The organism is Enorma timonensis, from assembly GCF_000321165.1.
Classification (GTDB): domain Bacteria; phylum Actinomycetota; class Coriobacteriia; order Coriobacteriales; family Coriobacteriaceae; genus Enorma.
Window position 1 is genome coordinate 1 of record NZ_CAPF01000072.1, and the last position, 8,777, is coordinate 8,777.

The 8,777-nt window shown below is 68.5% G+C and carries 8 protein-coding genes; 1 reads left to right on the top strand and 7 read right to left on the bottom strand.

Annotated elements, in window-relative coordinates; all coding sequences use genetic code 11:
• Window positions 1–35: 35 nt before the first annotated feature.
• From BN423_RS08340 to BN423_RS08350, 3 genes are all read right to left on the bottom strand, one after another.
• A complete protein-coding gene (locus BN423_RS08340) occupies window positions 36–854 on the bottom strand; it encodes a class I SAM-dependent methyltransferase (RefSeq protein ID WP_019239799.1) in 819 nt (272 codons plus the stop codon).
• Window positions 855–935: 81 nt separating this feature from the next.
• Window positions 936–1,601: a pentapeptide repeat-containing protein gene (locus BN423_RS08345; RefSeq protein WP_019239800.1), complete on the bottom strand. Its 666-nt coding sequence runs from the start codon at window positions 1,599–1,601 to the stop codon at window positions 936–938.
• 138 nt (window positions 1,602–1,739) lie between these two features.
• Window positions 1,740–2,750, bottom strand: coding sequence for a VanZ family protein (locus tag BN423_RS08350; protein WP_019239801.1), 1,011 nt, complete (start codon window positions 2,748–2,750; stop codon window positions 1,740–1,742).
• Window positions 2,751–2,950: 200 nt separating this feature from the next.
• Between BN423_RS08350 and BN423_RS08355 the strand changes: the two genes are divergently transcribed.
• On the top strand, window positions 2,951–3,421 hold the full coding sequence (locus BN423_RS08355; protein WP_019239802.1) for a YbaK/EbsC family protein: 471 nt from the start codon (window positions 2,951–2,953) through the stop codon (window positions 3,419–3,421).
• Window positions 3,422–3,484: 63 nt separating this feature from the next.
• On the opposite strand, the gene BN423_RS08360 is transcribed toward BN423_RS08355, so the two are convergent.
• From BN423_RS08360 to ilvB, 4 genes are all read right to left on the bottom strand, one after another.
• Entirely contained in the window at window positions 3,485–4,657 is a 1,173-nt protein-coding gene (locus BN423_RS08360; RefSeq protein ID WP_019239803.1) for an MFS transporter, read from the bottom strand.
• Window positions 4,658–5,047: 390 nt separating this feature from the next.
• The gene (ilvC, locus tag BN423_RS08365) at window positions 5,048–6,046 is read right to left on the bottom strand and encodes a ketol-acid reductoisomerase (protein ID WP_019239804.1); all 999 of its coding nucleotides are present in this window, start codon (window positions 6,044–6,046) and stop codon (window positions 5,048–5,050) included.
• Window positions 6,047–6,222: 176 nt separating this feature from the next.
• On the bottom strand, window positions 6,223–6,699 hold the full coding sequence (gene ilvN, locus BN423_RS08370; protein WP_019239805.1) for an acetolactate synthase small subunit: 477 nt from the start codon (window positions 6,697–6,699) through the stop codon (window positions 6,223–6,225).
• Between the two features lies 1 nt (window position 6,700).
• The coding region (ilvB, locus tag BN423_RS10845) for a biosynthetic-type acetolactate synthase large subunit (RefSeq protein WP_019239806.1) at window positions 6,701–8,777 on the bottom strand (2,077 nt) is incomplete at its 5' end.

The following is an 8,777-nucleotide window of genomic DNA, read 5'->3' on the forward strand; positions in this document are numbered from 1 at the left end:
CGGGTGCGGGGCGGGCACGCGGGCGGAGGGCGCGCCTAGCGCGCGAGGACGTCGTAGCGCACCGACTTGCCAGCGATCGAATAGCTCGGCTTGATGCCCGCGAGGTGCGGCCCTTTGACCGGGCGCTTGATGACCACCTTGCGCGGGCACGCGGCGAGCGCGGCGGCCACGAGCGCGTCCTCGTCGTCGCACGGGCGCTCCAGGCGGTGGATGAGCTGGAACTTCTTCTTCACCGCCGCGCTCTTGCGCCGCTCAGGGAACATCGGATCGAGGTAGACCACGTCGGGCGCGGGCGCGAGGCCGGGCAGCGCCGCGATGCTGTCCTCGCCGGCGACACGCATGCGACCGGCTGCGGCGCGCAGCTCGGGCTCGGGCGCGACGGCGGCGCGGCGCAGGCTGTCGCGCAACAGCTCGGCGATGACGGGATCGCTTTCGAAGAGCAGCACGGAGAAGCCCGCGGCCGCGAGCAGCAGCGCGTCCTCGCCGAGCCCCGCGGTCGCGTCCACGGCGAGCGGGAGGCGGGCGTCCGGGGACGCGTCCGCCGGGCGCTTGACCTTCGCGGCGCGCACGAGCAGCTCACGGTTCAGCCGCCCGGGCTTGAGCCGGGGCGCCATGGCGGAAAGGTCGGGGCGCAGCAGCATGCCGTCGCCAAGCAGACAGGTTCCCAACGCATCGAAGCGGACGGTAATGTCGAAGGACGCGGGGACGGCGGGCGCATCGAGGTCGGCGTCCGCAGGCAGCAGCGGCGCCTGCGCGCACTGCGCAAGCCGCTCCGCCGCCTGCTCGTCACCGCCCGGCACGAGCACGATGGCGAGCTGGCCGCCCCGCTCCCCTGTCCTATCCCGTTCGCTCATCTGCGCCCCTTTCTTCCAGCAGTATACCGGGAGCGGCGGGCGCACTACCAACGAGGGGCGCCGGGCCGTGCGCCCGCCCGGTCATTCGTCGCTCACGCGCACGCCCAGAAGCGTCACGAGCTCGGCCGCCTGCGTGGGACTCACCGTGCAGCCGCGCAGCTCGTGGAAGGTGCTCGACACCACGATGCCCGAGATGTCGCAGGTAGAGAGGTCGATGCCTTCGAGCGACGTGCCGAACATGTCGGCGCGCGAAAGGTCGCAGCCGTCGAGGAGCACGTGCTTGAGCCGCGCGCGGTGCCAGGCGCTCTCGGCGAGCGCGGTCTTGCGCGCCGCGAGCACACTCGCCGCCGCCTCCGAGAAATCCGCGTACCGCAGCTGGCTCTCGTCGAAGCACACGCTGGTCAGGCGGCCTTTTTGGAAGCTCAGACCCGGCGCGGAGCAGCCCTCGAAGTCGCAGCGGTTCAGCCAGCTGCGCTCCATCGTGCACGCGATGAAGCGGCACCCCACGAAGCGCACGTCCGCCAGCGAGCAATTCGAGAAGTCGACGCCCTCGAACTGGCACGAACGGAAGATGACCTGGTCGAACGTCGCCCCATTCGCGCGAACGTCGGCGAGCTCCAGGCCCTCGAACGCCGTCATCGATATGGTCGCGTCGCCCTCGCCCAGGAGCCGGAGCAGCTCATCGCGCGTGACATGCTGCCCGATATGCTCTTTTACCTGGGAGAACCCATACCGCTTCGCCGCCATATGCGCTCCTTGCCGCCCGCGCCGCCCTGTCCGGGGACATTGTACGCCGGCGCGGGGACACGGGGCGCGCGACGGCCGCACTTGCTCGGAAGCCGCCCGACCGCCAGCGGCTCTCGCCCGCCCCCGTCGGCAGCCGCATCACACGAAATCGTAGGGCATGCGGCGCGCCACCAGGTAGAACAGGGCGAGCACCATCCAGGCGAAGGGGAAGAACAGGAACGCGCCGCCCATAACGACGAGCCGCGCCGCGTAGAAGACGAGCCGCCGCGCGCCCGTGCGCCCGCGCGTCTCGCAGCTCATGCGCACGAAGCCCCCGCCCGGCGTCGAGCCGTCGTGGAGCCACGGCAAGATGCCCTCCACCAGCACGAACGCGGCGATGTGGAGGTAGAGCGCCAGCGGCGTCCCCGTGAGCAGGCCATCCAGCCAGCCGAAGCCGGGCACGTAACGCCCCACGAGCGCCAGCACACCCACCGTCGTCGAGCCCACGAGCCCGACGAGCAGCATATCGAGCCAGAACGCCACGCAGCGGCGGATGAACCCGGGCTCGTGCGTCACCTCGCCCTCCTGGGCGAGCGCGCCCGGCTGCAGCACGCGCGCGAGCAGCGCCGCGCACCACCAGCCGATCGCCGCGCCGGACGCGTTGTAGATGAGGTCGTCCACGTCCGCGGTGCGGTATGCGTACGGGTAGATGCCGAAGAGCCCCGTGCCCTGCGCCGCCTCGATGACAAACGAGGCCAGGAGCCCCACGACGACGGTCTTCGCGAAGCCCCAGCGGAAGAGCCGTCCCCCGATGAACCCCAGCGGCACGAAGAAGACCACGTTGAACGCGATCTGCGGGATGACGGAGAAGCCCTCGCGCATGAAGTCGCCGATGGGCGCGAGCGGGTTCAGCTGCCACGGGATGCCGTACGTGATGCCCGGGCCGGCGTCTCCGCTCGGCAGCGGGTAGAGCGTGAAGCAGCCGAGGCCGAGCACGTAGAGCACGGTGAGGTAGGTGGACGCGACCGAGACGAAGCGCAGCCGGCCGTCGCGGTGGTAGAGGTACGCGAGGATGGGCAGGGTGAACGCCGCGGACGCGAACGGCCACATCACGAGCGCGAGCAGGAAGTTGTCGCTGTACCCTCCCAGGAAGCGTTCGATGAGCCTCATGCGGCGCCTTTCGTCCTCGCCCGATTGCCTACCATGGACATTCTCGGCCGCCGCCGCGCCCCGTGCCATCGATTTCGCTTACGCCTGGATTACGGTTTTGAAAGGTTCCGCGCCCCGCATGTAAAAACACCCCAGGGGTTTTTCTACATGTAACAATACCCCTGGGGTGGTTTTACATAGACCGGTAACGGAGGGGCAGCATGGCAATCGATAGGGTCAAGGCGTTCTTCGCGGAGCGCGGCATGGAGGGGCGCGTGCTCGAATTCGATACCTCGAGCGCCACGGTCGAGCTCGCGGCGCAGGCCGTGGGGTGCGAGCCGGCGCGCATCGCCAAGACGCTCTCGTTCCACGTGGGCGACCGCGTGGCGCTCGTGGTGGCAGCCGGCGACGCGCGCATCGACAACCCCAAGTTCAAGGCGCAGTTCCACACCAAGGCGAAGATGCTCAAGGCCGAGGAGGCCGAGCAGCTCATCGGCCATGCCGTCGGCGGCGTGTGCCCCTTCGCCGTGAACGACGGCTGCGACGTCTACCTGGACGCAACGCTTCGCCGCTTCGAGACGGTCTTCCCCGCCTGCGGCAGCTCGAACAGCGCCATCGAGCTCACCCCCGCCGAGCTGGAAGATCTGTGCCAGCCCTGCACCTGGGTGGACGTCTGCAAGCTCCCCGCCTAGCGTCGCGCTGATAACAGGCGCCGGGCGCCAACGCATGATAAAAAGGTGACTGACACCAAATTATCACCGGGCGCGGCGCGCGAGCCCGAGCAGGCACACGGCCGAGCCCACGGCAGCGAGCACGCCGCCCACGAGCCCGATGGCCGCGAGCGAGAGCGTCGTGCTCACCACGCCGCCCAAGAACGACCCCGTGCCGATGCCCAGGTTGAAGATCCCGGAGTAGAGCGCGATCGCCACGGACGCCTCGTCCGCACGCGCCGCGCGGATGATCTCGGCCTGGAACGCGATGCCGAACGCCGTGTTGCAGGCACCCCACACCGCGAGCACGCCGAACGTCCCCGGGACGAGCGTCGCCGCCGGGGCGAGCAGCAGAAGCGCGGCCGAAAGCCCCGCGAGCGCGGCGCCCAGGAACGGGAGCCGATGCGCGTCGTAGGAACGCGAGAACAAAAAGCTCCCCGCGAGCCCCGCCGCGCCGAAGACCGTGAGCGCCATGGTGGCGGTGCCGGCGTCAAGCCCCGCGACCTGCGCCAGGAACGGGTCGATGTAGCTATACGCGGTGTAATAGCCCGTCGCCACGAGCAGCGTGCTCACGTAGATCGCCACGAGCACGCGGTTGCGGAAGAGCCCGGGCAGCTGCCGCATGGTGAAGCGCTCGCCCGCTGGAATCGTGGGCATGACGACGGCGGTGTACAGCACGAGCACCGCGCCCACCACGCCTACGCAGGCGAAGGTCATGCGCCAGCCCACCGCGAGCCCGATCGCGCGGCCCAGGGGCAGGCCGAACACCATGGCCACCGACGTCCCCGTCGCGACCATGCTGAGCGCCAGCGAGCCGTGCTCGGGCGCGACCACGCGCGTCGCCATAACCGAGGCGATCGACCAGAAGATCGCGTGCGCGCAGGCCACGAGCAGGCGCGCGGCCACGAGCAGCGCGAACGTGGGCGCGACAGCGCAGGCGACCTGACCCGCGGTGAAGAGCACGAGCACCCCGAGCAGGAGGCGCTTGAACTCGAACCGCGAGGCGAACACCATGAGCGGCAGCGAGAGCGCCATGACCGCCCATGCGTAGATCGAGGTCATCATGCCGGTCTGCGCCTCGGTGAGGCCGAAGCTGCCGGAGATGCTGCTCAATAAGCCGATAGGCATGAATTCCGAGGTATTGAACACGAACGCGGAGCAGGTGAGCCCCGCGAGCGCGAGCCACTGGCGCGCCGTCATGGCCGTGCGTTCGCCCATGTTTACTACCTTCCGCCTCTGGACCCGGACCCGGGTGCGTTGCAAACGGTTGGGGATTATAGCAAAGCGGCGCCGCGCGGGCGGGAGGAGCGCGCGACGCGCCGCCGGCGCACCGAACGGAAACAGTTCGAGCGCCGATACTGTGTGGGATTCCGGATTCCCTGAGTAGAGCCGGGTCGGGGCTCAGGAAAAGCGCTGGTCGGAGCAGTCCATGGCATGGGTGTACTCGCCGGGTTCGAATTCCCACACAGTATCGGCGCTCGAACCTTCCGCGGGCAGCCCGAATGCACCCGACACGTGCACGTCAGCCCCCGAACACCGCGCACAAAACGGGCGCGCCCGACCGCACCGCCGAACGCGCCCCGCAAAGAGCTATCTCATCTACCCTGGTTAGTCCTTCTTGATCCAGCTGAACATGGAACGGATCTTCTCGCCCGTCTTCTCGATGGGATGCTCGTTGATCTTCTCGCGCTGCTCGAGCAGCCACTTGTGGCCGTTGTTGCAATCGTCGACGAACTCCTGCGCGAACGAGCCGTCCTGGATGCGCGCCAGGAGCTGCTTCATGGCCGCGCGGCTCTCCTCGTTGATGACCTTGGGGCCGGCGTAGTACTCGCCGTACTCGGCCGTGTTCGAGATGGAGTAGTTCATGAAGTGGATGCCGCTCTCGTACATGAGGTCCACGATCATCTTCATCTCGTGATAGACCTCGAAGTACGCGAGCTCCGGCGGGTACCCGGCCTCGGTGAGCGTCTCGAAGCCGGCCTTCACGAGTTCGACGAGGCCGCCGCAGAGCACGGCCTGCTCGCCGAAGAGGTCCTCCTCGGTCTCCTCCTTGAACGTCGCCTTGATGACGCCCGAGCGCGCGCCGCCCACGCCCCAGCAGTACGCGAGCGCGATGTCCCACGCGTTGCCCGTGGCGTCCTGCTCCACGCAGGCCAGGCACGGCACGCCGGAACCCTCGGTGAACTGGCGCCGCACGATGTGGCCGGGGCCCTTCGGCGCGCACATGATGACATTCACGTCCTCGGGCGGCACGATGTAGCCGTAGTGGATGTTGAAGCCGTGCGCGAAGGCGAGCGTGTTGCCGGGCTTGAGGTGCGCCTTGATGTGCTCCTCGTAGACCTTGGGCTGGGTCTCGTCGGGCACGAGCATCATGATGAGGTCGGCTTCCTCGGCCGCGGTGTCCATGTCGCACACCTTGAGGCCCGCCTCCTCGGCCTTGGCCCAACTCTTCGAGCCCTCGCGCAGGCCCACGCGCACGTCGCAACCGGAATCGAGCAGGTTGAGCGCATGCGCGTGTCCCTGGCTGCCGTAGCCGATGATGGCGATCTTCATGTTCTGGATCACCTGCGGGTCGCAATCTGCCTCGTAATAGATCGTCACAGCCATGTCGTTCTCCTTAGGTTTCGTGGCTGACAGTACCTGATGCATCGGTGGGGCATGTAAATTTACCCCAGCGACTTTTTTACATGCCCCCATACGTGGGCGTTGGATTCGATGCGGACGCCGGGCGATGTAAAAAAGTCGCTGGGGTAAATTTACATGCCGGCCCTGGCGCCGCGCTGCTAGCTGCTTCGCGACATCGCGATCTTGCCCGTGCGCGTGATCTGGCGCAGGCCGTAGCCGCGGAACAGATCCTCCATCGCGTCGAGCTTGCTCGCCGTGCCCGTCGCCTCGACGGTGAGCGTGTTCTTGCCCACGTCGACGATCTTGGCGCGGAAGATGTTCGCGATCTCGATGATCTCGTGCCGGCGGTCGGCCGGGGCGCTCACCTTGAACAGCACGAGCTCGCGCTCGATGGCGTCCTCATGCGTCATGTCGGAGATCTTGTACACCGAGACGAGCTTGTGCAGCTGCTTGGTGATCTGCTCGTAGGCGATCTCGTCCGCCTCGACGATGATGGTCATGCGGCTCATGGTCACGTCCTCGGTGGGCGCGACGGTGAGCGAGTCGATGTTGAACCCGCGGCGGCTGATCATGCCGGTCACGCGGCTGAGCACGCCGGGCTTGTTCTCGACGAGCACCGAGAGGATGTACTGCATCTCACTCGCCTCCCTTCACATCGTCCGCAGCTGATGCGGAAGCGTCCGACGTCAGCGCATCGCCGGCAAGCGGTGTGCCCACGCGCAGCGACGGGTCGCGCTCGTCGAGCGGCAGCGGCTCGGCCACCGTGCCCGCCATCTCGCCCGCCGGGCTCATGCCCTTCTCCGTCACGCGCACGCCGCCGAGCGTGAGGTCGATGGCGCCGATGATGTCGTCGATGGCCGCGCCGGGCGCCACCATGGGGTAGACCGTCTGCGCCGTGGGGATCACCACGTCGAGCAGGTAGGGCGTGTCCGCGGCGAGCATGCGGTCGAGCGCGCCCGGGACCTGGTCCGGGTGCGTGATGCGCTCCGCCTGCCAGCCGTAGGCCTCGGCGAGCTTCACGAAATCGGGGTTCGCCGTGAACTCCGTGCAGCTGTAGCGCTCGTGGTAGAACAGGCGCTGCCACTGGTGCACCATGCCGAGTGCGTTATTGTCGATGACGAGCACCTTCACCGCCACGCCATTGCCGATGGCCGTCGCCATCTCCTGGATGTTCATCTGCAGACTGCCGTCGCCGGCGATGCACACCACCTGACAGTCCGGCCGGCCGATCTTCGCGCCGATGGCCGCCGGAAAGCCGAAGCCCATGGTGCCCAGGCCGCCCGAGGAGAGGAACGTGCGCGACTCCTCGCGGTGGATGTGCTGGTGCGCCCACATCTGGTGCTGGCCTACCTCGGTGGTGATGACGCTCGCGTGCGGGTCGAGCTTGTTCGAGAGCTGCTCGAGCACCTGCTCGGGAGCGATGCGGTCGGGGTAGTCGGCGAAGTCCTCGGTGTAGAACGGCCAGCGCTCGCGCCACTCGAAGACCGCCCGCACCCAGTCCGCGTCCTGGGGCTCGGCGCCGGCGCGGTCGAGGCGCTCGTTGATGGCGGCGACGATGACCTGCGCGTCGCCCACGATGGGCACGCGGGGGTTGCGCACCTTGCCGATCTCGGCCGGGTCGATGTCCACGTGGATGACGGTCGCGTGCGGCGCGAACTCCGAGAGCTTGCCCGTCACGCGGTCCGAGAAGCGCGCGCCCACGGCAATGAGCAGGTCGCACTCCGTGACGGCCATGTTGGCGTACTTCGACCCGTGCATGCCCACCGGCCCCAGGTTCAGCGGGTTGGAGCAGGGCACGGCCGCCTTGCCCAGAAGCGTCGTGACCACGGGGATCTGCATCTTCTCGGCGAGCTCGACCACCTCGTCGCACGCGTGGCTCGAGACCACGCCGCCGCCCGCCATGATGAGCGGCCGCCGCGCCTGGCGGATGAGCTCGACCGCCTGCTTCACCTGCTTGGCGTTGCCGCGGTACGTGGGCCGGTAGCTGGGGATGTTCACGGAATCCGGGTAGTGGAAGACCATCTCGGCGCCGGCGAGGTCGGACGGGATGTCGATGAGCACGGGGCCGGGGCGGCCGGTCGAGGCGATGTAGAACGCCTCGCGGAACGTGCGCGTGAGGTCGTCGGTGCTCTGGAGCAGGAAGCTGTGCTTCACCACGGGCATGGTGATGCCCACGATGTCCGCCTCCTGGAAGGCGTCCGTGCCGATGACCCCGCGCGTGACCTGGCCGGTGATGACCACGAGCGGCACGGAGTCCATGTAGGCGGTGGCGATGCCCGTCACGGTGTTCGTGGCGCCCGGGCCGCTCGTCACAAGCACGACGCCCACCTTGCCCGTGGCGCGCGCGTAGCCGTCGGCCTCGTGCACCGCGGCCTGCTCGTGTCGGGCGAGGATGTGGCGAATCTTCGTGGAGTCGTAGAGCGCGTCGTAGATCTTGATGGCCTGGCCGCCCGGGTAGCCGAAGAGCACGTCCACGCCCTCGGCCTCGAGCGAGGCGATGACCGCCTGCGCGCCCGTCATGGTCTTGCCCTCGTGCTCGGTGCCGCTGCCCGCGCCGAAGGGCCGGCCGCTCATGGCGCGCTCCTTCATGGCGAGACGGCTCGCGCGCGACACGTCGGCCGCGGGGGCGGAGGATTCGGCGCTCGTGCAGATATGCTGGCGGATGTCGTCGGGCATATCGGGCGTGCGCGGGCTGCCGGCGAGGGGCGCGGGA